General features: G+C 70.6%; 16 protein-coding genes. 5 read left to right on the top strand and 11 right to left on the bottom strand.

Annotated elements, in window-relative coordinates:
• The first annotated feature begins 28 nt into the window (after positions 1-28).
• On the top strand, positions 29-1,408 hold the full coding sequence (locus HNR16_RS00075; RefSeq protein ID WP_158041904.1) for an MFS transporter: 1,380 nt from the start codon (positions 29-31) through the stop codon (positions 1,406-1,408).
• 164 nt (positions 1,409-1,572) lie between these two features.
• Here the strand turns inward: HNR16_RS00075 and HNR16_RS00070 are convergent, their stop codons facing one another.
• Positions 1,573-3,039, bottom strand: coding sequence for an HNH endonuclease signature motif containing protein (locus tag HNR16_RS00070; protein ID WP_338109179.1), 1,467 nt, complete (start codon positions 3,037-3,039; stop codon positions 1,573-1,575).
• On the opposite strand from HNR16_RS00070, the gene HNR16_RS18685 reads away from it, so the two are divergent.
• Positions 3,022-3,675, top strand: a complete 654-nt coding sequence (locus HNR16_RS18685) for a hypothetical protein (protein ID WP_225737978.1) — start codon at positions 3,022-3,024, stop codon at positions 3,673-3,675. The genes HNR16_RS00070 and HNR16_RS18685 overlap by 18 nt on opposite strands.
• Before the next feature lie 743 nt (positions 3,676-4,418).
• Here the strand turns inward: HNR16_RS18685 and HNR16_RS00065 are convergent.
• The 4 genes from HNR16_RS00065 to HNR16_RS00050 all read right to left on the bottom strand — a co-directional run bounded on the left by HNR16_RS00065 (position 4,419) and on the right by HNR16_RS00050 (position 11,389).
• Positions 4,419-6,707: a bifunctional metallophosphatase/5'-nucleotidase gene (locus tag HNR16_RS00065; RefSeq protein ID WP_179558015.1), complete on the bottom strand. Its 2,289-nt coding sequence runs from the start codon at positions 6,705-6,707 to the stop codon at positions 4,419-4,421.
• Between the two features lie 354 nt (positions 6,708-7,061).
• Entirely contained in the window at positions 7,062-7,685 is a 624-nt protein-coding gene (locus HNR16_RS00060; protein WP_158041908.1) for a hypothetical protein, read from the bottom strand.
• Positions 7,686-7,826: 141 nt separating this feature from the next.
• The gene (locus HNR16_RS00055; protein WP_158041909.1) at positions 7,827-10,613 is read right to left on the bottom strand and encodes an ExeM/NucH family extracellular endonuclease; all 2,787 of its coding nucleotides are present in this window, start codon (positions 10,611-10,613) and stop codon (positions 7,827-7,829) included.
• Between the two features lie 242 nt (positions 10,614-10,855).
• On the bottom strand, positions 10,856-11,389 hold the full coding sequence (locus HNR16_RS00050) for an amino-acid N-acetyltransferase (RefSeq protein WP_158041910.1): 534 nt from the start codon (positions 11,387-11,389) through the stop codon (positions 10,856-10,858).
• A 54-nt stretch (positions 11,390-11,443) separates the two neighbouring features.
• Between HNR16_RS00050 and HNR16_RS00045 the strand changes: the two genes are divergently transcribed.
• Positions 11,444-12,367: a Ppx/GppA phosphatase family protein gene (locus HNR16_RS00045; protein ID WP_158041911.1), complete on the top strand. Its 924-nt coding sequence runs from the start codon at positions 11,444-11,446 to the stop codon at positions 12,365-12,367.
• A gap of 22 nt (positions 12,368-12,389) precedes the next feature.
• Here HNR16_RS00045 and HNR16_RS00040 read toward each other — a convergent pair whose 3' ends face one another.
• Complete coding sequence (locus HNR16_RS00040) at positions 12,390-13,619, bottom strand: DUF418 domain-containing protein (RefSeq protein WP_158041912.1); 1,230 nt, start codon at positions 13,617-13,619, stop codon at positions 12,390-12,392.
• Positions 13,620-13,691: 72 nt separating this feature from the next.
• Positions 13,692-14,918 (bottom strand): MFS transporter, encoded by a 1,227-nt coding sequence (locus tag HNR16_RS00035; protein ID WP_158041913.1) that lies wholly within the window; start codon positions 14,916-14,918, stop codon positions 13,692-13,694.
• Positions 14,919-15,014: 96 nt separating this feature from the next.
• On the opposite strand from HNR16_RS00035, the gene HNR16_RS00030 reads away from it, so the two are divergent.
• A complete protein-coding gene (locus tag HNR16_RS00030) occupies positions 15,015-15,557 on the top strand; it encodes a TetR/AcrR family transcriptional regulator (RefSeq protein ID WP_158041914.1) in 543 nt (180 codons plus the stop codon).
• A 131-nt stretch (positions 15,558-15,688) separates the two neighbouring features.
• Here the strand turns inward: HNR16_RS00030 and HNR16_RS00025 are convergent, their stop codons facing one another.
• Entirely contained in the window at positions 15,689-17,995 is a 2,307-nt protein-coding gene (locus tag HNR16_RS00025; protein WP_377700769.1) for a heavy metal translocating P-type ATPase, read from the bottom strand.
• A 220-nt stretch (positions 17,996-18,215) separates the two neighbouring features.
• Positions 18,216-19,784 carry an MFS transporter gene (locus tag HNR16_RS00020; RefSeq protein ID WP_158041915.1) on the bottom strand — a complete coding sequence of 523 codons (1,569 nt, stop codon included), beginning with the start codon at positions 19,782-19,784 and terminating at the stop codon, positions 18,216-18,218.
• Positions 19,785-20,110: 326 nt separating this feature from the next.
• Here HNR16_RS00020 and HNR16_RS00015 point away from each other — a divergent pair, with 326 nt between their 5' ends.
• Complete coding sequence (locus HNR16_RS00015) at positions 20,111-22,891, top strand: cation-translocating P-type ATPase (protein ID WP_158041916.1); 2,781 nt, start codon at positions 20,111-20,113, stop codon at positions 22,889-22,891.
• Between the two features lie 54 nt (positions 22,892-22,945).
• Here HNR16_RS00015 and HNR16_RS00010 read toward each other — a convergent pair whose 3' ends face one another.
• Positions 22,946-23,410 carry an EamA family transporter gene (locus HNR16_RS00010; protein ID WP_476748406.1) on the bottom strand — a complete coding sequence of 155 codons (465 nt, stop codon included), beginning with the start codon at positions 23,408-23,410 and terminating at the stop codon, positions 22,946-22,948.
• 175 nt (positions 23,411-23,585) lie between these two features.
• The coding region (locus HNR16_RS00005; RefSeq protein WP_338109136.1) for a DUF2130 domain-containing protein at positions 23,586-24,811 on the bottom strand (1,226 nt) is incomplete at its 5' end.

Here is a 24,811-nt window from a genome sequence, read left to right as displayed (position 1 = left end):
ATGTCAGGTCGACCATAGCGTGACGGCCATGAACCGTCCCGTGCTGCTCACTCTGTGCGCCTGCGTGCTCGTCGCGCAGAGCGTCGTCGCCGCCATCAACCTGTTGATCCCGCAATTGGCGGCATCGACCATCCATCCGTCGTCGACCGAGATCCTGTGGACGGTCGATGCGTACGTCATCGTCTTCGCGAGCCTGCTCATCCCGGCCGGTGCGCTCGGTGACCGGTACGGTCGCAAGGGGGCGCTGTTGGGCGGGCTCGCCCTGTTCGCGATCGGTGCGGCGATCAGTGCGCTCGCCGGTGACGCCGGGGTACTCATCGCGGGTCGCGCGGTGTCCGGCGCGGGCGCCGCCCTCCTGACGCCGGCCACGCTGTCGATCATCATGCAGCTCGCGACGCCGGAGCGGCGCACCGGCGCCCTCGCCGCGTGGACGCTCGCGCTGGGGCTGGGCGGTGCCGTGGGGAATCTCGGCGGTGGGCTGATCGGGGAGTACCTCGACTGGCGCTGGTTGTTCGGCGTCCTGATCGTTCTCGCGGTGCTCTTGGTCGTGACGGTCGCCCTCGTGGTCCCCCGCACCGAGCGCTCCCAGGGCGTGCGGCCGGATCTGCTCGGAACGCTGCTCGTCACGGGCGGACTGTTCGCGATCCTGTACGGCATCATCGAGGGCCAGCCCTACGGCTGGACGTCGGCCCGGATCATCGGCGCGTTCACGCTCGGAGCGCTGCTGTTCGTCCTCTTCGCGTTCCACGCGCTCCGTTCGAAGGCGCCGCTGCTCGATGTGCGGATCTTCCGTTCGGCACGGCTGGACGCCGCCTGTCTCGGGACGGCGGCGGGCTTCTTCGGCCTGTTCGCACTGTTCTTCGTCAACTCGCAGTTCCTGCAGGGCGTCCTCGGGTTCGGGCCCGCCCTGGCCGGTATCGCGATCCTGCCGCTCCCGGCGGGGATGGCCATCTCGCAACGGCTGGCGACGCGGTGGGCGGCGTACCCGCGTGCGGTGATCGGCGGCGGCCTGACGCTCATCGGGCTCGGCCTGCTCGGTGCATCCACGATCGGCGCCGACACCCCCTACTGGGTGTACGCGTGCTGGATCCTCGTCATCTCGATGGACACGGGGCTGTCGATGCCGGCGCTGACGATCGGTGTGGTCACCTCGCTCCCGCCGCATCAATCGGGGCTCGGTTCGGGGCTCAGCACCACGGCTCGCGAGCTCGGTGCAGCGCTCGGCGTGGCGATCACGGCTACGGTCCTCGCCGGCCACACGCAACTCGTCGATGGCCTGGGGCCCGCGTTGCGCACGATCGCGGTCGTCGTGCTCGCCTCGATGGTCCTCGTGGTCGCGGGCTACGGGCGCACGCGGGGCGAGCAGCCCGATTCTGTCGCCGACCGTGCGCCGGCCTCGCGCACGTAACAACCGGCTCGGCCGCGCGGTGCGCCCGGCCCATGACCGGTTCTGCCACCCGACGCTCCCGTCCGGTCAAGTCTCGAACAGTGGCTGGTCGATCGCCTGGGCCAGGGATTCAGGACACCAGGAATCGCAGTCCGGTCCGTCCACCGTCCCTTGATCCGCTCGCTTCAGAAAGGTGGTGGATCGTTCCCGCCGTCGGCTCCGGCATCAGTTCTCGCCCGACTCCGCCGTGGCCTGTAGGTGCCGAGTCGGCCGTGAGCACTCGGACGCGCGTCCACGGATTCCGGGCAGGGAGAGGTCTCGAGCTCGGGGTCGAACTCGAACTCCGCTTCCATGCTCGTGCGTGGCCGTTCGGTGACCGGTCGAATGGTGGGCGCGATCGAGTGTTCGGAGGTGTCGAGCGCGCGAACGAGCCCCGCAGGCCGTGCCGGGTGGTTGCCTCCGTCTGGCGGGTGGCCGTCTTCGTCTGGCGGGTGGTCGTGTTCGTCGTCGTGGTGGTATGCCCAGGAAGGTCGGAACCTCGGCCCGATGGGAACGGGTCGGTCGCTGTACCGGTCGCCGTTCGGCGAGAACCACACCAACCGCCCCGGCTCCTGCTGTTCGACTCGCCAGCGGGTGGCGTGCTTGAACGTGTGGTGTCGGCGGCACAGGTGCGCCATGTTCCCCAGCGAGGACGTGCCGCCGTCGGTGACCGCGATGGTGTGGTCGATATCGCACCGCCTGGCGGGGCGGGTGCAGCCGGGGAAGCGGCAGTGCCCGTCCCGCACGCGCAGGAACTCGCGCTGTGCCGTGGTCGGGAAGCGGGTGTCGCTCTCGCGAGCGACGCCCGTGATCGGGTCGGTCAGCACGCGCAGGAACGAGGGCGCACGAGAGGCGAGTTCCCGCGCCTGCTCCACCGGAACCGGCACCACCCCGTCGAGCAGTGCGGGGTCGTCGCCGCCATCGAGGAGCGAGAGCACCGGGACGGTGATCGCGACGCGCGCGTTGATGCCGCCGGCCGCGCCGTGCGGTGACCCGCACCCGTCCGCGGGGTCGCTGGTGAGGACGAGTTCGCACAGCAGGTCGGCGCGGATCTGATCGTGGGTGCGGGGTTCGTCCGGCCCGGTGAGGGCTTTGGCCTGTTCGGTGAGGCGGTCGAGCATTGCCGCGCCGAGGAGGGTGGGGATGTGTGCTTCGAGTCGGCTCATGCCGTCGTCCTCGTGCACGACCCGCACCCCGCGCTGTTCGCGCGCGATCTTGTGCCGCTCGTCGAGGCTCTCCCGCATGAGCGTCTGCGCTGCGCGCCTCGCGCGAGCCCGCAACCTGGCGGGCGTCTCCCGCGAGGCCCCGTGCACCACGGCACGTTCGTACGCTTTGCGGGCGTCGTCGTCGGGGAGGCGTCGTCCTTCCGCGAGGATCACGCGCACGTGCGCGAGCGAGAGGTGCCCGTCCCGGAGCATTCCTTCCGTGTCGGGGAACGCGTCGCGAAGCATGAGGCTCTCGCCGAGCTCACGCGACACGACCGGCTCTGACCGGCTGGTCGCCAGCGCGAGCTCGGCGGTGCGCTCACGCATCGCCGTCACCACCGCATCATCGCTCCCGGGAAACTCCTCCCGAGCACTGGCGAGGGTGGCTTCGTGAATGAACGCGAGCAACTCCGCGCGGCGCGCTTCAGCCTTCGCGATGAGCTTGTCCTCGGCACGGACCGCGTCGAGCGCCAAATCGAAGGCTTCGTCGTGGGCACCAATGCCATCGAGGTGTTGCAGACGCATCATGAACGCAATGTGCGGCGCGAGACGCGCCTGCCCACGCGGCCGCCGGCGCGCTTCACCGCCGGCCGCGGGACGCGAGACGGCATCCGAGGCCGGGGCCGGTGCGGCGCTGGTGCCGTCGGGCTCGTGATCGTTCATACCCACACTCCATCACCACCCTCGGACAATCCGACCCGGCCCAGGAACGGGATTGGTGTCGGTATCGAGAACGGTGAGGCTGATGTCGACCAGCGGCAGCGAACTCGACCACGACGACGCGCCACGGCGCGCGTCACCACCGGCAGCGGGACGCGCGACGGCGGCCGCGGCGGCGGTGCCGACGAGCTCGTGATCGTTCATACCCACACCCCATCACCGCCCACGGACAAGACAATTGGTCGGCCGAGCCGGATGGATGATGCCCCGGGGCCTGGCAGGCACGATCCCGAGATCGCGAAACGGCGCACGTGGCCGCCGGTCGCGGGACGCGCGGTCGCGTCCGGGGCCGGGGCCGGGCCGGCGGCACCGACGAGCTCGTGATCGTTCATACCCACACCCCATCACCACCGACGGACAAACCGATCGACCAACGAAGCCGGGTGGGTGATCTCGCTCGGGCGAGGCGCGCACGACCACCGGAGCCCACGACGGCGCACCTCACGGTCGGCTGCGGAACGCAAGGCGGCTCCGGGCCGAGGAGGCGGGCATGCCGTCGGACTCGCGAAGGTCCATACCCACTCTCATGGACGATCCAACGACCGCCCACACGGTGGTCACGGGAGCCATCGAGACCGGACACGGCCCACCGGCGCCCGCGAGCCTCAAGAAAGCCGGGTTGTTGCTACCGAGCCCGGGGCTCGGTAGCAACAACCCGGCTTTCTGCGCAGCGCACGGGGCCGCGGAGTCGCGTGCCACGACGCACCTCACGGGCGGTCACAAGGACGACGTCGAAGGTGAGACAGCGCCGAGAAACTGCTCGTGGCGCGGCACCAGCATCACACGATGCGTCCGCCCGCCTGCGCACGAGAACCCGAACGCGAAACGCGAACGCGGCGAGGAACGGCTCACCTCGCTGTCCACCGACGAACGCACTGCGGCGGCCCGGGTCGAGGCCGCGACAACGGTGCCGCCGGGCTCGTGATCGTTGAGCCCCGCGCCTCGTTGCCGTCCGCGAGCGACGCGGCCCTCCTCGTGCGACCGAACACGAGAACACCGACGTGAACGCGGACGGCGCCCCTCCCGGAGGAGGGACGCCGTCCGCGTCAGACCGTTCGTCTGCTCACCTACTCACCGCGCATCCGCAGGCGGCGGACGATGATCACCGTTCCACCGAGCAGGAGCGCGACGATCGCGGCGACGAGGCCACCGACGAGCGCGTTCGCGTCCGCGCCGGTGTTCGCGAGCGAACCGTCGTCCGCGACGGGCGGCGTGGTCGCGGGCGTCGACGTCGTCGGCTCCGGCGCGTTCGTCGTGGGCGGCACCGAACCGGTGTCGCACGTGACGAGGACCTGGATAATCGCGTACGAGCCCGACGGAGCCGCGTCGACGAGCACGTCGAACGTGTCGGTCGCGAAGTCCTCCGGGATCGTGAGCGTCAGCTCGGCCTTGTTCGGCGCGTCCACGAGGACGGGCGCCTCGCCGAGCGTCACGATCGACTCGGTGCCGGTGTTGTCGACGACACCCGTGGAGGCCCTGACCGTCGAGTTCTGGATGTACCCGAGCGACGCGAGGTCGAAGCCGCTGAGCGACAGCGTGACCGAGTCGCCGCACGCGACGGGCGCGTCGAACGGGTAGCCACCGATCTCGATGCCGTTGCGACGCGTGTCGGGCACGAGCCCCGTGGGCGCGTCGACGTCACGCGACTCCGTGGCCGACTCGGCCTTCACCCAGTCGACGAACGCGTCGAGGTCGATGAGGCCCGTGTCCTGGACGCTCGTCGCCTCGGTCAGCGCGCGGAAGTTGTCGCCGCCCGCCGCGAGGAAGGTCGGCAGTGCGACGTGGTACTCGGCGGCCGGGTCGATCGGCAGGTCGTTCAGGTACATGCCCGTGATGCGGTCGCCCGCGGCACGCGACGAGTCGAACGTGTAGGTGAACGCGTCCGAGAGGCCGAGCTGCAGGTACGCACGCGACGGAACCGTGCCGTCCGGGTTCGTCTGCCACTGCTGCTCGAGAACCTGCTTGAGCGTGGCGCCCGAGACGGTCGCGACCGAGAGGTTGTTCGCGAACGGCAGGACCGTCGCGGCCTCCTTGTAGGTGACCTTGCCGTCGTCGTCGATCAGGTCGGCGCGCAGGCCGCCCGGGTTCATGATCGACAGGTCGGCCTCGAAGCGGCCCGTGCCGTTGACGGACTCGACCATCGACTGCGCGACCATGTCGCCGAGCGAGCTCGCGTTCGCTCGGTCGTCCTGGTTCGTGACCGTGCCACCCGACGTGACGCCCGTCGCCGGGTCGACCGTGAGCGAACCGGGCTCGTACTGCTTGGCGCGAGTGATGTCACCCGTCTGCGTGCCGATGACCTCCTGGCCGAGCACGTCCGCCCGGGCCTTCGCGTCCTCGACGATGCGACGGATCTCGACGATGCGAGGATCGTTCTTGAGCGCCTCCGGGATCGCGGTCGCCGCGAGCGTCGGCACGACCGAGCTCGCCGATGCCGTCACCTTGCCGGCGGCGTCGACCGTGAGCACGACCTGGCCGATGTTGGCCCCGTAGGAGCCGGCCTGGATCACGGGGCGCGTCGTGTCACCGATGGGCGCGTCGTACGCGTACGTCTGGTGCGTGTGCGCGTTGTAGATCGCGTCGACGTCGGCGCTCGTGTCCTCGGTCAGGTGCCGGAACGTCTCGTTCGCGAGGTTCGTCTCGATCGGCACGTTCGAGGACGGGCCGCCCTCGTGGTACGACGCGATGATGACCTGCGCCTCACCGTTGTCGGGGTTGCCGTCCGACAGGCGAGCCGCCACGTCGTTGACGGCTGCGACCGGGTCGCCGAACGTCAGGCCCGCGATGCCGTCGGGCGAGACGAGCGAGGGCGTCTCCTGCGTCACGGCGCCGACGACGGCGACCGTCACACCGTTGATGGTGAACAGCGCGTACTCGTCGAACGGCTTGCTGCCGTCCGCCTTCGTGACGTTCGCCGCGAGGTCGGGACCGTTCGTCGCGTTCTGCAGGCGACCGGCCGCATCGTCGAGACCGCGGTCGAACTCGTGGTTGCCCTGCGTGAACGAGTCGACACCCACCTGGTTGAGGATGTCGATCGCCGGCTGGTCCTCCAGGATCTGCGACTCGAAGATCGAGGCGCCGACCGCGTCACCGTTCGAGATGACGAGGCTGCCGTCCTCACCGAAGCCCTGCTGCGCCTGCAGCAGCGTCGCCGCGAAGCGCTCGCCGTCGAGGATGCGGCCGTGGAAGTCGTTGAATCCGACGATGTTGATCTGCGTGGAACCGGGCGTCGGCTCGATGATGTTGGGCGATTCGACGGTGGCGAACGCGGGTGCGGCGAGGGACGAGATGGCGAGTGCGGAGCCGGCGACTGCGGCTCCCACCGACGTCAGTGCGACTCGAGTGAACGGCTTCACGGAAGCTCCTGGGATCGACGACAGGACGTCACCCACTGTCTCACGTAAGGCGAGATGTCAGGTGAACATCAGGAATCCATCAGCTTTGAACTCGTTCTCGGCGTGTCGAGTTCCCAGCTTCGCGGACACCCGGACACGCCGCTGCCCGCGCGGAACGCGCCGACTCGACGCGGGGTCACGCGGCCGCGACACACCGGATGCATCGAATGTCGGAAACGACACATCTCGACGTGGTGCGGACCGGAACCGGACGATGCGGGCGTGGGCGTGGGCGCGCGCTCCGGCTCCGGCTCCGGCGGATGTCCGGCGTCGGTGTCAGCGGACGCGCTCGGACGCCTCGGCCACCGACCGCGATCAGAGCAGGACGAACGGCGTCGGCTCCGACCCGAGCCCACCGATCGAGACCGTGAGTTGGTAGCTCGCTCCCCCGGCGACGGCGGCGGGACGCTCCCCCTCGCACGTGTCCGGCGTCGAGCGCTCCCGCACCCACGTGATGTTCGGCGCCTGCAGTTCCTGTCCGGGCTGCAGTGCCACGACCTCATTGACGCCGTCGGTCTGGCAGTCCGTCGAGGTCCAGATCGTGTCCGAGCCGCTCGTGATCGTGTACACCTGTGCCGCCGTCCCGACGTCGATCGTGCACGGTGCCGCCGAGGTGTTCGTGATCTTGAGCGACAGCTGCGGCTGCACGTCGGCCGCGTACTCGGCCGCGTCCGTCAGCGCGGTAACGGCGACCTCGGCCGTCGTACACGCCACCGGACCGGTCGGCGTCGGCGTCGGCGTCGACGTCGTCGCGGGTGCCGTCGGCTCGACCGTGCGGATGCCGGTGGGCGGGCTCGTCTCGGCCGTCGGCGACGTCGAGTCGCCACCGCCCACGAGTGCGGCGATCCCCCACCAGACGAGGGCGACGACCACGATTGCCGCGAGGAGCACGACGAGGCGACGCCGTCGGTAGACGGCCTGGCTCGGGCGCTCGCTCATGCGCCAAGGGTACGAAGTGCTCGCGCAACGGCCGGGGAGGCGCACCGTGGTTCACGGTGCGCCTCCCCGGCCGCCATGTCGTCGCGGCCCGGCGGCAGTCGGCGGACGGTGCCGGGCCGACCCCGCCGGGTCGCGGGATCGTTACGCGTCCCGACGTCGCAGCGCGAGCGTCGCCGCCCCACCGGCGACGAGAACGACGCCCACGATCCACACCCACAGGGCGTCGAATTCGCCACCCGTCGAGGCGAGCCCGCCGGGCGACGCCTCACCCGGCGTCGTGGCGCCCGGGCCTGCACCCGGCGTCGAGTCGGTCGGCGGGGTCACCGACGTGCTCGTCGGCGCGGGCGTGCCGTCCGTCGGCGTCGGCTCACCCGTCGGCGTGGGCTCACCCGTCGGCTCGGGCTCACCCGTCGGCTCGGGCGCGAAACCGAGACCGACGACCTTCGGGTTGTGGTCGGAGGACCGGTAGGCGTCGGGCGCGTACAGCGGCGTCACGTTGTAGTTGTAGCGCGAGTACTCCAGCGCGACCGACTCGTAGGCGTTGATCGTCCAGATGTCGGCACCGGTCACGAACTCGACCGCACCGGGGCTCGCGAGCACGTGGTCGAGCGACCCGACACGCCCCTCGAAGAGGTAGGAGTACTCACCGGCCGTCAGCTCACCGAGGTTGTGGAAGCCGGCGTCAGTGAGCGTCGTGATCGGCGTCTCCTTCGCGTACGAGTTGAAGTCGCCCACGAGGAAGACGCGGTCGTTGCCCCGCGCCGTCTGCTCTGCCTGCGCGAAGGCCGCGAGCGCCTGTGCCTGGCGCGTGCGGTCGCCGTTCCAGCCGCCCACGGCCGACGCGGGGCCGACGGCGTCGTCGCGGTCCTCGTTGTCGCCCGTCCCCGAGCCGCCCTTCGACTTGAAGTGGTTCACGATCACGATGAACGGCTCACCGCTCGCCCGGTCGATGAAGCCCTGCGAGAGCGGCGCCCGGGCGTTCGCGAACGCGGGGTCGTCGAGAATCGTCGAGTCCCCGTCGAGGGCGACCGTGGCGGGCTTGTAGATGAACGCCGTACGGATGACGTCGTCACCGCTCGCCGGGACGGCGGCGGGTGACGGGACGAACGCCCACTCCTCGGAGCCGGCGGCCTCGTTGAGTGCCGCGACGAGGGCCGCGAGTGCCGTGTCGCGGTCCTTCCCGAACCTGCTCGAGTTCTCGATCTCCTCGAGCGAGACGATGTCGGCATCGAGGGCCGTGATCGCGGCGACGATCTTCGCCTTCTGCCGCTCGAAGTCGGCCGAGTCCCATGCACCGCGCGGGAGGCAGCCGTTCGCCGTGACGGGCTCGCCATCGCGGTCCTGGTAGTTCTGCGACGCGGTGCAGTAGTCGGTGCCGAGCTCGGTGAAGAAGTTCAGCACGTTGAACGTGCCGAGCGTGATGTCGCCGCCGACGTCCTCGGGCGCCGCCGTCCGCACGTCACCGAACGTCGCGGGCGAGTCCGTCGGGTTCTCGCCCGTGAGCGGCACCTGCGGCTGGAAGCGGAAGTTCTCGCGCGAGTAGTGCACGACGACCGGCTTCGTGAACGTGACGGGAGCGCCCACGGTGACGGGCGTCTCGAGCGTGAGGTAGGGCAGCGGGATGCTGCCGTTCGGGATGCGCCCGTCGACGATGCGGAGGTAGTTCGTGGTCTGTCCGTCGTCGAGCAGCACCGAGTGGGCGTTGTTGTACGCGACCTGCGCCTCGGCCTCTGCACTGCCGGGGGCGCCGACCTCGGTCGGGTTCACGAGCGGCCCACCGGTCGTGAGCCCGATCTCGCCGTAGCCGTTGAGGCTGAAGTTGTCGGCGACCGTCACGTCACCGGCGGGCGTGACGAGCATGCCCTCCCACACCTCGCGTTCGGCGTCCGTCTCGGGCCACGCGACCGACGTCGGCTCGACCGCGGCGAGCGGCGCGGCCGTGGCGGCCACCGTCGTCGCCGTGATCTGCGTCGAACCGTAGTACTCGCTCACGGGCCCGGACACTCGGACGCTGTCGCCGACCTTCACACCCGCGACGAGCGAGGGCGCGTAGACGAACAGGCCGGTCGAGGCCGTGTGCGACGTCGGGTCGACCGCGCCGGGCTCCTGGATGTTGAAGCCGTCGAGCCCACCGCTCGCGTACACGGCCGTCACGACGCCCTCGGTCGTGACGGTCTGCCCGACGAGGGGTGACGCGTCGCCCGTGCCCTGGATGTCGCGGATCACGGTGACGTCGGCGGGAACGCTCGGAGTCGTCGTCGGTGTGGTGGTGCTCGTCGGCGTCGTGGCGCCGCCGCCCGTTCCCTCGGGCGAGGGGGCCGCGCGCGTGAAGTCGACCGAGTTGTCGTCCGTGTCGAGCCCGTCGGTGCGCTGGGTCGAGCGCTGGTCGCCCGTGCCGCCGAGCCCCGCGGCCGGGGCCGTCTCGAAGGTGTTGCTCGTGCCGTATCCCACGAGGTCGACGACGCCGTCGGCACCGCGCACGTCGCCCGTGCCCGGGTTGAGCGCGGTCGCGCCGCGCACGAGGAGGATCGTGCCGCTCGTCGCGGACGGGTTGAGCGAGGTGACCGCGTCGGGCGTGGGCAGCGCCGCACCCGTCGAGCCGTTCGAGCCGAGCTGCACGAGGTAGTGACCGCCCGCGGGGACGACCCCGTTCAGTGCGCCGACGCCCGACGGGTTGCCCTCTCCGGTGGCCGAGCGGTACTGCACGCTCCAGCCGGACACGTCGATGTCGGCGGCCGTCGGGTTGTAGAGCTCGACGAACTTGTGGGTGAAGGGGGCGCCCGACGAACCGCCGGCGGCGTAGACCTCGTTGATGACGACGTCGTCACCTGCCGTCGAGGCCTGGGCCGCGAGCGGCGCGGCGAGCGTGCCCCCCGCGAGCGCGAATGCCGCGGCGGCGGCGAGGACGAGTGGCGTGGAGCGGGACATGTCGATTGGGCACCTTTCCCGGTCGGGGCGTCCGGTCACGCTAACCCGAGCGTCGGACGACGCGCGCGCCGAACCGTGAACTCGACGTGAACGCCGCGGGTCCGAAACGGTTCGATCGAGCCGGATCGAAGCTCGAGAATTCCTCCGAACCACCGGCGAAATCAGCGACCGATCCGTGTGAGGACGCCCGGATGACGAGGACGATCCGCGCGCCACGCGTCCGGCGTCGACCGCGCGCGGGCTCAGCCCGCGGCGTGCTCGACGGGGAGCGTCCGCAGATCGAGCAGCATGCGCGTGTTGCCGAGCGTATTCGGCTTCACGTGCGCGAGGTCGAGGAACTCCGCGACACCCTCGTCGGGCGAGAGCATCATCTGCTCGTAGGTCTCGCGGTCGACGATCTCCTCCTCGATCGCCACGAACCCGTGGCGGCCGAAGAAGTGGGTCTCGAACGTCAGGCAGAACAGGCGCTCGAGCCCGAGGCGGCGGGAGTCGGCGATGAGCCGCTCGAGGAGGAGGTGACCGACGCCCTGTCCCCGCACCTCGTCGGCCGTCGCGATCGTGCGCACCTCGCCGAGGTCGGCCCACAGCACGTGGAGCGCTCCGCACCCGACGATGACCCCGTTCTCGTCCTCCGCCACCCGGAACTCCTGGACGGCCTCGTACAGGACGACGAGGTCCTTGCGGAGGAGGACACCGCCCTCGACGAGGCGGCGGATGAGCCCGTGGATGGCGACGACGTCAGCGGTGGTCGCCGGGCGGATGGTCACGGAGGGCATCCGCTCATCGTACGCCCGCGACCGCGCGCACCCCGACGCCACTACGCTGAACGCATGCGCCTGGGAGTCCTCGACGTCGGTTCGAACACGGTCCATCTCATCGTCGTCGACGCCCACCGGGGCGCGCGCCCCGTGCCGGAGTCGTCCGAGAAGCGCGTCCTGCGGCTCATGCGCTACCTGCAGCCCGACGGTTCGATCTCCGACGAGGGCGTCGAGGTCATCATGCGCACGATGCACGAGGCGGCGGAGCTCATCGAGTCCGCCTCGCTCGACGAGTTGCTGCCGCTCGCGACGAGCGCGCTGCGGGAGGCGAAGAACGGACCGGAGCTCCTGGAGCGCATCCGCACCGAGGCGGGCATCGACCTGCACGTCATGACGGGCGCGGGCGAGGCCCGCACCACGTTCCTCGCCGTCCGCCGCTGGTTCGGCTGGGCCGCGGGGCGCATCATGCTCGTCGACATCGGCGGCGGCTCGCTCGAACTCGCGTCGGGCCGGGACGAGATGCCGGACGTCGCGCTGTCCATCCCGCTCGGTGCGGGGCGGACGACGATGGAGTTCCTCAAGCACGATCCGCCGCTCGAGGACGAGCTCGACCGGCTGCGCGCGCACGCCCGGAAGCTCACGCGCGAGGCCGCGAAGGAGTTCAACGGTTCGAAGCGGGCCGATCAGTACGTCGGTTCCTCGAAGACGATCCGTTCGCTCGCGCGTCTCGCGGGCTCGGTCGTCGACGGCATCGGCCCGAACGATCGCGTCACGCTCCGCCGCTGGCAGCTCGACGACTGGGTGCCGCGTCTCGCGCGCCTCACCGCGGACGCGCGTCCCGCGCTGCCCGGCATCACGGCAGATCGGACGTTCCAGATCGTCGCCGGTGGGGTCGTCCTGTGCGAGGTCATGGACGCGTTCGACATCGCGGAACTCGACGTCTCGCCGTGGGCGATGCGCGAGGGCGTGCTGCTCGACTACCTCGACACGATGTGATCGCGCGCCGCTGCGACGGCGGTCACGAGACGGGCGTCGCCGTCCGGTCGTCCGGGCGGTAGGCGAGTCGCCTGAGCAGGCGTTCTGCAGGGCCGCGGGCTCCCGCGCGTTCGAGGAGCGCCGCGATCACGAGCCCGACGAGCCACACGCCGACCGCGTAGAGCGCGGCCTGCCACTGCGGCAGCACGGCGCCGAGCCCGAAACCCCACGCGCACAGCGGGATCGCGAACAGGACCGACTGCAACAGGTACATCGAGAGCGATCGCTTGCCGACCGCGACGAGCGCTCCCGCGACGGGACCGGGCCGCCGGTCCGATGTGAACCGTGCGGCGACGAGTCCGAACAGCGCCGCGTAGCCGATACCGCCGAACAGGCCCGTCAGCATGCTCGTCCCCGCCGCGGTCCACGGCATGACGTCCCACACGCCCGCCTGCAGCAGCAGGGCGGGGAGTCCACCGATCCAGCCGATGGGAATGCCGATCAGGGCCGTCCGCGCGAGGAGGGCGCGGTGTGCCACGGGCTCCTCGAGGATGCGGCTGCGGGCGGCGACGATCCCGAGCAGGAGCGCGACCGGCACGACGCCGCCGAAGATGCCCTGCAGGAACGTCAACGGGAGCCAGAGGAGCAGTCGGTCCACGAGCGATTCCGGATAGGACGCGACCGCTGACGGGTTCGTCGACGGCTCGATGGTGCCGACCGCGTCGGCGGGCGTGAGGATGCCGCCCACGTGCGAGAGCATCGCGAAGGCCGCGATCGCGGCCGTGACCGCCGCGCACCATACGAGGAGCGTCGTGGTGCGCCGGCGCAGGAAGAGCCATACGACGACGAGCCCGACGAGGCCGTACGCACCGAGGATGTCGCCGTACCAGAGGAGCGCCGCGTTGACGAAACCGAAGGCGACGAGCCAGAGGTGGCGGCGCTGGAGGAGTCGCCTCGCATCGCGCTCGTCGCGCCCCTGCGCGAGCTGTCGCGAGTACAGCTGCCAGATGCCGTACCCGAAGAGGAACGCGAACAGCGGATAGCTGCGCCCGTCGATCGCGATGATCGCGATCGACTGCCACACGAGATCGAGCCCGTCCGCCCCGAGCTCGTGGGCGCTCGTCATGGCGACGGGGCGGTCGTAGAGGAACCAGCTGACGTTCGCGAGCGCGATGAGCAGGAGCATGAGCCCGCGAGCCAGGTCCGGGGCGATCGCGCGCTCGCGTGCGGAGGCGGTGCGGTGGGAGTCGGACGTCGGCGTCTCCGTCGGCATGGCACCAACCTACCGTGGGCCTCCGAGCGAGGACGGGTGCGGACGGCGAGGTCGTCGGGCGACGCCCGTCGCTCAGCGCCGTTCGGGAGGCGGCACGAACACGGGGATGTAGCGGCCCATGATCGCCGCCCCGACGAGCCCGAGCACGCCGAGCACCCCCACCGCGGCCGGCAGCGCGAAGGCGAGCGTCAGCCCGGCGACGATGAACGGCACGGCCGCGCTCGCCCCGTCGGTGATGATGTGCCATGCCCCGAGGAAGGGTGCGGGGGCGTCGCGCGGAGCGAGATCGGCCCCGAGGGTCATGATGATGCCCGAGCCGATGCCGTTCGCGAGGCCCGTCGCGATCGCGAGCGCGACGAACCACCATGCGGCCGATGCGAGATCGTGCGTGAAGGCGAGCGCGAGGAGTCCCACACCCATCCCGAGCATCGAGGGAACGGCGGTCCAGGCTCGGCCGTAGCGGTCCATCACCCAACCGGAGACGAAGAACAGGGCGAAGTCGATGCCGCCCGCGATGCCGATCACGAGCGCCGTGGTCGCGGCGTCCAGGCCGATCGAGAACGCCCACAGCGGGAGGACGACCGTGCGGGCGCCGCGCAGCAGTGCGATGAGGCCCGTGCCCGTCCCGAGCCGGACGAGCACGCGCCGGTTCGCGAGCACGGTCGACCACACGTTCGTCTTCGCGGGCGCGGAGCGGCTCGTCCGCGGTTCGGGCCGTGTCGTCTTCTCGACGTCGGGGGCGAACAGCAGCACGCCGATGACGACGACGCCGACGATCGCGCAGATCCAGAACGCGTGCTGCGCGATGCCCGTGAGCGCGATGACGGCGGCCGTGATGAAGGGGCCGATGAACTGGCCGGCACGGAAGACGCCGCCGAGGGTCGAGAGCGCGCGGGCGCGGTAGCGGACGGGGACGTAACTCGTGAGGAACGCGTGCCGAGCGAGGTTGAACGTCGACGCGGAGAAGCCGACGACGAGCACGCCCGCGAGGAGCATCCACGTCGACACGGCGCTCACGCACAGCAGGACGCCCGCGATCGAGACGACCGCGGAGCCGAGCATGGCGCGCTTCTCGCCCACGCGCGCCACGACGGGCCCCGCCGGGATGTCGCCGAGCACCTGGCCGATCATGATCGACCCGGCGACGAACCCGGCCAGTTCGATCCCGGCACCGAGCGAGCCGGCGACGGTCGGGATGACGGGCAGGATCGCCCCCTCGCCGATCGCGAAGACGAGCGCCGGGAGGAGTGCGATGACGACCACCTGGGTGAGGTTCGCCTCGCGTCGATCGTCGGCCACCGGGACAGCCTACGACCCGAGCGCATCCGCGCGGTCCCGTCCCGACCTCGGCCGTCACACCGGGGGTTCGCGTCGACGCGCCGGTAGAATGCCGCCATGGCTGCAGGCACGAGAGACCGCATCCTCGATGCGCTCGAGACGCTGCTGCTGAGCGGTGGCAACGCGGGCATCACGCTCGAGGCCGTCGCGGCGGAGGCGGGCGTCTCGAAGGGCGGCCTGCTGTATCACTTCCCCGGCAAGGAGGCGCTGCTCGTCGGTGCGGTCGAACGGCTCGGGGAGCGCGTCGAGGAGCAGTTCGCGCGCGCGCAGGCCGAGGGCACGTCGATCGCCGAGTGGTACCTGCTGCCCGCGAGCGAGGAGCCCGACAGCGACGTGCACATCGCGCGTTCGATCCTCGCGGTCATGCGCAGCGCCGACGGCCAGTACGAGCGCGTCGGCGACGAGCTGACGAGGATCATGCGCGCCTACGACGAGCGCCTGCTCGCCGAGCTCGGCGACCCGGTGCTCGCGGAGATCGTCCGCCTCACGGGCGACGGCATCTACCTCGGGCAGATCATCGGGCTCGACGCCCCCAACCCCGAGCTCAACCGCCGCGTGATCGAGCGCCTGCTCTCCTCGGTGCCCGACCGCACGGGCTGAACCGGCTCGCGGCCGATCGACACGGTACGGGCTGCTGCGGCTCGCGGCCGATCGACGCCCGTTCGATGCCGGCGCGTCGCGCGTCGATCGACCGCTGTACCGGGCGTGCTCACGCCGCGACGCAGCGCGCCTCAGCGGCCGAGGATGCGCTTCACGCTCGCCGCCGGTGAGAGGTCGAGCCGGCGCAGGAGCTGGGCGTTGAGTGCGACGACGACGGTCGAGAGCGACATGAGGATCGCGCCGACACTCATGGGGAGCACGAAACCGATCGGCGCGAGCACGCCCGCTGCGAGCGGCACGGACAGCAGGTTGTAACCCGCCGCCCACCAGAGGTTCTGGGTCATCTTCCGGTACGTCGCGCGCGACAGCTCGACGACCGAGAGCACCGAGCGAGGGTCGGAGCTCGCGAGCACGACCCCGGCCGACGCGATCGCGACGTCCGAGCCCGCGCCGATCGCGATCCCGACGTCGGCCGTCGCGAGCGCCGGGGCGTCGTTGACGCCGTCGCCGACCATCGCGACGACGCGCCCCTCCTGCTGCAGCTGCGTGACCTTGGCCGACTTGTCCTCGGGCCGCACGCCCGCGAAGACGCGGTCGATACCGAGCTGCTCGGCGACGGCGTCGGCGACGGCCTGCGCATCGCCCGTGATCATGACGACCTGCAGGCCCAGGGCGTGCAGCGCATCGACCGCCTCGCGCGATTCGGGACGGATCTCGTCGGCGAGCCGGAGGGCCCCGACCGGGCGGCCGTCCTCGAGCACGTGCAGGATGATCGCGCCCGTGGGACGCCACTCGTCCGCGACCGGGAGTTCCGACGCGCCCGCCGTGGCGAGCAGCGCCGGGCCGCCCACCGCGACCGTGTGTCCGTCGACCGTCGCGCGCACGCCCTCGGCGGGCGAGGAGGTGAACCCGCTCGATGCCGGCACCTCGAGCTCGTGCTCCTGCGCGGCACGCACGATGGCTCGAGCGAGCGGGTGCTCGCTGTCCTGTTCGGCGGCGGCGGCGATCGCGAGCACGCGATCCCGATCCTGTCCGTCGACGGTGGCGACCTCGATCACGGCCGGCTCGCCGCGCGTGAGGGTACCCGTCTTGTCCATGAGCACGGCGTCGACGTCGCGCATGCGTTCGAGCGCGAGTCGATCGGTGACGAGCACGCCACCGCGCGCCGCACGCTCCGTCGCGATCGAGACGACGAGCGGGATCGCGAGGCCGAGCGCGTGCGGGCAGGCGATCACGAGCACGGTGATCGTGCGCACGACCGCGTCGTCGGGCTGCCCGACGAGCGACCACACGATCGCGGTCACGACGGCCGAACCGAGCGCGAACCAGAAGAGCCATCCCGCCGCCGTGTCGGCGAGCCGCTGTGCGCGCGATGGCGACGACTGCGCCTCGGCGACGAGTCGGCGGATGCCCGCGAGCGCCGTGTCGTCGCCCGTCGCCGTCACCTCGACGCGGAGCCCCGAGTCGGTCGCGACCGTTCCCGCGACGACCCGGTCGCCGACACCGCGTTCGACGGGGACGGACTCGCCCGTGACGATCGACTCGTCGAGGTCCGCGCGACCGTCGACGATCCGCCCGTCGGCGGGCACCGTCGCGCCCGGCCGGACGACGACGACGTCGCCGACGCGCAGCGCATCGGGCGCGACCTCGACGATCCGGTCGCCCTCGACACGCTCCGCCGTGTCGGGCAGGAGCGACGCGAGCGAATCGAGCGCGGAGGAACTCTGCATGATCGCGCGCATCTCGATCCAGTGCCCGAGCAACATGATGACCACGAGGAGCGCGAGCTCCCACCAGAAGTCGAGCTCGTGGTCGAGCAGGCCGAGGCTCGCACCCCACGAGGCGACGAACGCGACCGTGATCGCGAGCCCGATGAGGAGCATCATGCCCGGCGCACGCGCCCGGATCTCCTGCCACGCACCGGTGAGGAACGGGCGACCACCCCACACGAACATGACCGTGCCGAGCACGGGTGAGATCCACGTCACCGGACCGTCGTGGGGTAGCGAGTAGCCGATGAGGGAGGCGAACATGGGGCTGAACGCGACGACGGGCACCGCGATGACGAGCATGATCCAGAACAGGCGTCGGAACTGCGCGACGTGGTGCGCGTGGCCGCCGTGCATGCCTGCCATGTCGTGGCCACCGTGGCCGCTCATGTCGTGCCCCGTGTGCATGCCCGCCATGTCGTGACCACCGTGGCCGCTCATGTCGTGCCCCGTATGCATCCCCACCATGCCGTGTCCTCGATCGGCGTGGGCGTCGGGAGATGCTCCCTGTTCGCGCTCCGCGTGGTGTCCCCCACCGGTCGTCGGGGGCGCCTCGCGTCCCGCGTGCGCGTCGGCCGTCCCGCGAACCTCGTGCTCGGCCCGCTCCCCGTCGCCGGACGTACGCTGCGGGTCGGTGCGCTCGTCGTGCTCATCGTGTCGATCGGACATATCGACAGGATATACCCCCTCGGGGTATACGTCGAGGGTCGCGTCACGGCAGTGAGGCGCCGCAGCCTCAGTTCCGACGCGCCCCGACGCGCCTCGGGTCATGACCCACGCCGAGGACCACCCGGGCACGGCGAGGATCCCCGGGCACAGCGAAGACCACCCGGCACGGCACGGACCACCCGGGGCACGGGAAGCCGACGCAGTGGTTCGCGGTCGCGCCTCAGACGCGCCCGCGACGGAGCAGCACGACCGAGACGACGGCCGCGACGACGAGGGTCACCGCGGTCGCGATCGACGCCGCGTGCATGCCACCGACGAACGCGGACGCCGCGGACTCGTGCAGCGCCGCACCGAGCGCACCACCGTCCTCGCTCGCGACGTGCATCGCGCCACTCACCGTCTCGCGCGCGGCGGCGGCCTGCTCGGGGTCGAGCATCGAGACGTCGAGCGCCTGACGGTACAGCCCCATGAGCACGCTGCCGAGCACCGCGACACCGAGCGCGATACCGAGCTCGTATCCCATCTCCGAGACACCCGACGCGTTCGACGCACGATGGGCGGGCGCGGTCCCGACGACGAGATCCGAGGTGATCGTCGTGATGACACCGACCCCGCTGCCGAGCAGCACGTAGCCGATGAGGAACGCCGTCTCGCCCGAGTGCACCCCGGTGAGCAGGAGGACGAGCGCTCCGGCCGCCGCGGTCACGAGCGCGAGCGGGATCGCCACACCGACCCCGAGCCTGCGCGCGAGCGACCCCGCCGTGAGCGACGCGACGATGCTCGCGGCCATACCGGGAAGCATGAGGAAGCCCGCCCCGAGCGGACCGAACCCGAGGACGGTCTGCAGGTACTGCGAGCCGAAGAAGATGATGCCGGCGAACGCGAACATCGAGAGCAGGTTCGTGAGGACGCCCGCGGAGAAGGCGGGGAGACGGAAGAGCTGCAGATCGAGCATCGGTTCGTCGAGGCGGCGCTGACGACGAACGAACCACCATCCGACGACGAGCCCGACGAGCCCCACGGCGACGGGCACGGCTTCGATTCCGTGCGCCGCGCACTCCTTGATCGCGTACACGACGCCCACGATCGCGACGATCGAGAGGACCGAGCTGAGCAGGTCGAAGCGTCCGGGGTTCGGGTTGCGCGATTCGACGATGAAGATCGGCCCGAGCACGAGGAGCGCGGCCATGACGGGCAGGTTGACGACGAAGACGGAGCCCCACCAGAAGTGCTCGAGCAGCCAGCCGCCGACGAGCGGCCCCATGGCCGTTCCCGCGCCGGACATGGCCGCCCAGATACCGATCGCGGTCGTCCGCTGACGGGCGATCGGGAACATCGAGCGGATGAGCCCGAGAGTCGACGGCATGAGCGTCGCGCCCGCGACACCGAGCAGCGCCCGCGCGAGGATGAGCATCTCGGCACTCGTCGACCAGGCCGCGAGCGCCGACGCGGCACCGAAGCCCGCGGCGCCGATGAGCAGGAGCTTGCGACGCCCGATGCGGTCACCGAGCGTCCCCATCGTCACGAGCAGGCCCGCGACGATGAAGCTGTAGACGTCGATGATCCAGAGCAATTGCGTCGACGTCGGTGCGAGCGCGTTCGAGATCGCGGGGATCGCGAGGTCGAGCACGGTCGCGTCGATGCAGATGATGAACACCGCGAGGACGAGCACGCCGAGGCCGAGCCAGGTGCGCGTCGTCGCCGGCGCCGCGTCGGGGTCGTGGCCGTCGGGGGTGCCGGTCGCGTTCCGGTTGGGGGAGGTGATCACGGGGATCGCCGCGGTACTCATGCTGCTCGTCCTTTCACCGAACAAAAACCGTCCGGACGGTACAGTATGGTACGTGTCATCGGTCCGGTCGGCAAACCCCTCACCGGATCGACCACCGCGACACCGCCGCCGCGACACCGCCGTCACGTCACCACCGTCACGTCACCACCGATACGCCGCCGCCGTCACGGAAGTGCCGACGCGCCACCGCCACGACCACGCGCGCCTCACCCCTCCCTGGGACGCGCCGAACGCCCGCCCGACGGCCGTCGATACGATTGAGGCAGGCCCCCACGAAGGGTCCGCGACGCGGCGCAACCCGTCCGCGACTGGAGCGACGCACACGCATGGCGACGACCGATCGACCGTCCGACGCACCACTCGTCCGGGACACTCCCTGGGCGGCACCGAGCGACGAGGTGCTCCTGGAGTTCCGCTCGGCCCCGGCCGGCCTCACCGGCACGGAGGCGACCGAGCGTCTCGGGCGCGACGGCCGCAACGAACTGCCCGAGCCGCCGAGGCCCTCGCTCGTCCGCCGTCTGTTGAGCCAGTACAACGACGTCCTCACCTACATCCTCATCGGTGCCGCCGTCCTCAAGGCCATCACGGCCGATTGGGTCGACTTCACCGTCATCGTCGTCGTGATCGTCGCGACGGGCCTCGTCGGCTTCGTCCAGGAGGGCCGCGCCACGTCGGCGCTCGCCGGGCTGCGGCGCATGCAGTCGCTCGACGCGAAGGTGCTGCGCGACGGCACGTGGGGCGTCGTCGATGCGGCGGAACTCGTCGTCGGCGACGTCGTGCGCGTGCGCAGCGGCGACCGGGTGCCCGCCGATGTGCGGCTCCTCGATGCTCACGGCCTGCAGGTCGACGAGTCGGCGCTCACGGGCGAATCGCTCGCGGCGGACAAGGGCCCGGACGCGGTCCAGGCCGACGCGGGTCTCGGCGACCGCAGCTCGATGCTGTTCTCCGGCACGATCGCCACCGCCGGCACGGGTGAGGGCGTCGTCGTCGCGATCGGCTCGGACACCGCGATCGGCCGCATCTCGGCCCTCGTCGCCGAGCAGGACGAGATGGACACGCCCCTCGCCCGCCAGCTCGCACGACTCGGCGGTCAGCTCTCGATCCTCATCGCCGGGCTCGCGCTCGTCATGCTGCTCGTCGGGTACTTCGTGCACGGCCTCGGCCTCGAGGACCTCATCTCGGCCGCCATCGGCTTCGCGGTCGCCGCGGTGCCCGAGGGCCTGCCCGCCCTCGTGACCATCACCCTCGCCCTCGGCGTGCAGCAGATGGCGAAACGGCGGGCGATCACGCGCAAGATGGCGGCCGTCGAGACGCTCGGGTCGACCACGACGATCTGCTCCGACAAGACCGGCACGCTCACACAGAACGAGATGACGGCGCGGGCCGTCGTCACGCCGTCGGGCTCCTACGCCGTCACGGGCACCGGCTACGCCCCGGAGGGCGCGATCACGACGGTCGACGGTGCCGCCGCCGACGCTGCGGATCACCCCGACCTCGATGCGCTCGTCGTCGCGGCGACGCTGTGCAACGACGCATCGGTCGAACGGGACGGTGACGGCTGGCGCGTCGTCGGGCAGCCGACCGAGGGGGCGCTGCGCCTCCTCGCCGACAAGGCCGGCGCCGACACCCGCGGTGCGCGACGCATCGCCGCGGTGCCGTTCGAGTCGTCGCACAAGTTCGCCGCGACGCTCGACGAGCTGCCCGGCGACGACGGGCCACGCCGGATCGTGCACGTCGTCGGTGCGCCCGACCGGCTCCTCGACCGCTCGGCGCACGAGCGCACCTCCGCGGGGGAACTCGTCGCCCTCGACCGTGCCGCGTGGGACGGGCGCATCGACGAACTCTCGGCGCGCGGCCTGCGTGTGCTCGCCGTCGCCGTGCGCGGAGCGTCCGACGACGACGACACCCTGACGCTCGAGGAGGTGGACGACGGTCTCACGTTCCTCGGGGTCGTCGGCATCGTCGATCCGCCCCGTCCCGAGGCGACCGCCGCGATCGCCGAGGCGCACGGCGCGGGCATCCGGGTCAAGATGATCACGGGTGACCACCGCGGCACCGCGACCGCGATCGCCCGCGAACTCGGTCTCGCACCGGAGCGGGGCGAGGTCCCCGTCCTGAGCGGCGCCGAGCTCACGGCGATGAGCGACGAGGAGCTCGCGCACGTGGCACGCGACGTGGACGTCTACGCGCGCACCTCGCCCGAACACAAGCTCCGCATCGTGCGGGCCCTGCAATCCCGCGGCGAGGTCGTGGCGATGACCGGTGACGGCGTGAACGACGCGCCGTCGATCACGCGTGCCGACGTCGGCGTCGCGATGGGCGTCAAGGGCACCGAGGCCACGAAGGAGGCCGCCGACATCGTCCTCGCCGACGACAACTTCGCGACGATCGAGCGCGCCGTCGAGGAGGGGCGGCGCATCTACGACAACATCCGCAAGTCGGTCGTCTTCCTGCTGCCGACGAACGGCGCCCAGTCGCTCGTCGTCCTCGTCGCCGTCCTCGCCGGGCTCGCGCTCCCCCTCACGCCCGTCCAGATCCTCTGGATCAATCTCGCGACGGCCCTCACACTGTCGCTCTCGCTCGCGGGCGAGCCGGCCGAGCCGGGGATCATGAAGCGGCCGCCGCGTTCCTCGTCGGAGCAGGTGCTGTCGTCACGCGCGCTCGTCGTCGTGCTGTTCGCGTCGGTCGTGCTCGGCGGCGTGACACTCGCGGTGTACCTCATCGAGCGGGCTCGGACGGGTGACGTGCAGCTCGCGCAGACGACGGCCGTGCTCATGCTCGCGATCGGGCAGCTCGCGTTCCTGCTCAACTGCCGATTCCTGAACTCCTCGTCGCTCACGCCGCGCGTGTTGCGCGGCAACCCGGCGATCTGGGGCTCGGCCGCGGCGCTCATCGCGCTGCAGCTCGCGTTCACGTACCTGCCGTTCATGAACGCGTGGTTCGGGACGAAGCCGATCGGCATCGAGGGGTGGCTGCTCACCGCCGTCTTCGCCGTCGGCGTGTTCCTGCTCGTCGAGGTCGCGAAGCTCCTCACACGGCTCGGCGCGCGCCGTGCGACCGTGACCACGCCGGACGCGGAACGCGCGACGGTGGGGACGCACCGCTGAGCCGATGGAGGCTCGCGCGGGTGGAGTCGGCCCGGTGCGGGTCGTCCGCTCCCGTCATGCCCCATCGGTGCGACGCACGAGGGTCGAGGAATCCCGCCGCCGCCACCGGATCTGTCCGATCACCACGCCCGCGAGGATGCATGCGCTCCCGATCACGAGCGTCGCGGTGATCGGTTCGGCGAAGAACCACCTGCCGAACAGCACACCGAACACGATGACGAGCGCGTTGAGCATCGAGACCGTCGTGACGGTGGTGTAGCGCACCGCGACCGTGATGCTCACGAGCGCGACGCCGTTCGCGCACCCCGCGAGCACGAGGACGAGCGCCTGCCGGCCGGTCAGCTCGGTGAAGGCCTCGGGCAGCTTGCCGCCGTGGAGGATCGTGATGAACAGCACGAGGCCGAGCACACCGCCGAGCGTGATGAGCGAGAGCGTCACGACGAAGCGTCCGGGCACCTGCTGCGAGACGCGCGCGAGCGAGTTCGAGAACGCGTTCTGCGCTGCCCCAACGACCGCAATCTGCCAGTCGGAATCGAACAGCTCGAGTCTTCATCGAACCCAGGGCGCTTCAGTGAGTTTTGAGTCGACTCGTCGAGCGCGGTTCGTCATGGTGTTCCTCCTTCAGGCGTAGGTGTGTACGGCGGGCAGGGCAGCCCGGATCTCCACGGATCCGGGTCGTGCCGCCCGTGATGCCTCAGGCCGGGCCAGTGGAGTCCGGCGTCGTCCCGGCTTCGAGCTCGGCGAACTTGGCCTGCATGGTCGGGTTGCCCTTCGTCAGCTTCTTGACGGTGAGGGCAGTCGCCTTGTCGTTCGCGAGGCGGAGGTTGTTCTCGGAGCCGATCAGGCCTTCCTTGACCTTCTGGAGCTTCTCGATCGCGAGGTCAATGTCTTTGATGGCCTGGCCGAACTTGCGACTGGCGAGGTCGTAGTTGCGGCCGAAGGCCGACTTGAAGGCCTCCAGCTCGGACTCGAACTCGGTGATGTCGATGTGCTGTTTCTTCACGTGCTCGAGCTCGGCCTTCACGAGGATCGTTTCCTGTGCGGCGTTGCGAATCAGCCCGATGGTCGACAGGAAGAACTGCGGGCGAACGACGAACATCTTCGGGTACTCGTGCGAGACATCAGTGATACCGGCGTAGAGCTCGGAGTCCTCCTCGAGCATCGTCACGAGCACCGCGTACTCGCAGCCTTTGTCGCGGCGGTCCTTGTCGAGCTTGGCGAAGAAGTCGGCGTTCTTCCTGCGGGTCGACGAAGTGTCGGCTCGGTTCTTCATCTCGAACATGATCGAGATGTACTCGGCACCCTCGTCGTCGAAGTCGCGGAAGACGTAGTCACCCTTGGTCCCGGCCGACGCGTCGTTGTCCTTGCCGAACGTCGCGTTCGGAAAGGCGAGCGACCGGATGCGGTTGAACTCGACCTCACAGTGCTGTTCAAGGGTCTCACCGAGCAGCTTGACCGAGAGCTTCGCCTTCACGTCCTTGTAGCGCTCGATGAGCTCGTCCTTGAGCGCGAGCTCGTTTGCGTGAGACTCCCTGAGCGTGGCGTCCCTGAGTTGCTGTTCGGCGGACTGCAGCGCGAGTTTGTTCCGCGCTTCGGCGAGCTGCCTCTCGGTCGCCGCAACAGCCTTTGTGACCGCAAGATCCCGTTCGGTGCCGGCCGATTTCAGCTGACCCTGGAGCTTCTGAATCTCCGTGTCCTTCTTCGTCACTGCCTGCTGGGACTGTTGGGCGGCGTTGGCCAGGGCCTTTGCGATCTCAGCGGCTTTGAGCTTCTCGGCTTCGTCGAGGCGGGCGTGCAGCTCGGTTGTGAACTCTCGACTGCGCACCTGCTGCGCGATTTCGGCGTAGTTGGCCTGATCGACGGTGAAGACGGTTCCGCAATGGGGGCACGTGATCTGGTTGCTCGCCATGTTCGGCGTGT

The sequence above is a fragment of the Pseudoclavibacter chungangensis genome, from assembly GCF_013410545.1.
Classification (GTDB): domain Bacteria; phylum Actinomycetota; class Actinomycetes; order Actinomycetales; family Microbacteriaceae; genus Pseudoclavibacter; species Pseudoclavibacter chungangensis.
This window is presented reverse-complemented; position numbering and strand designations above follow the sequence as displayed.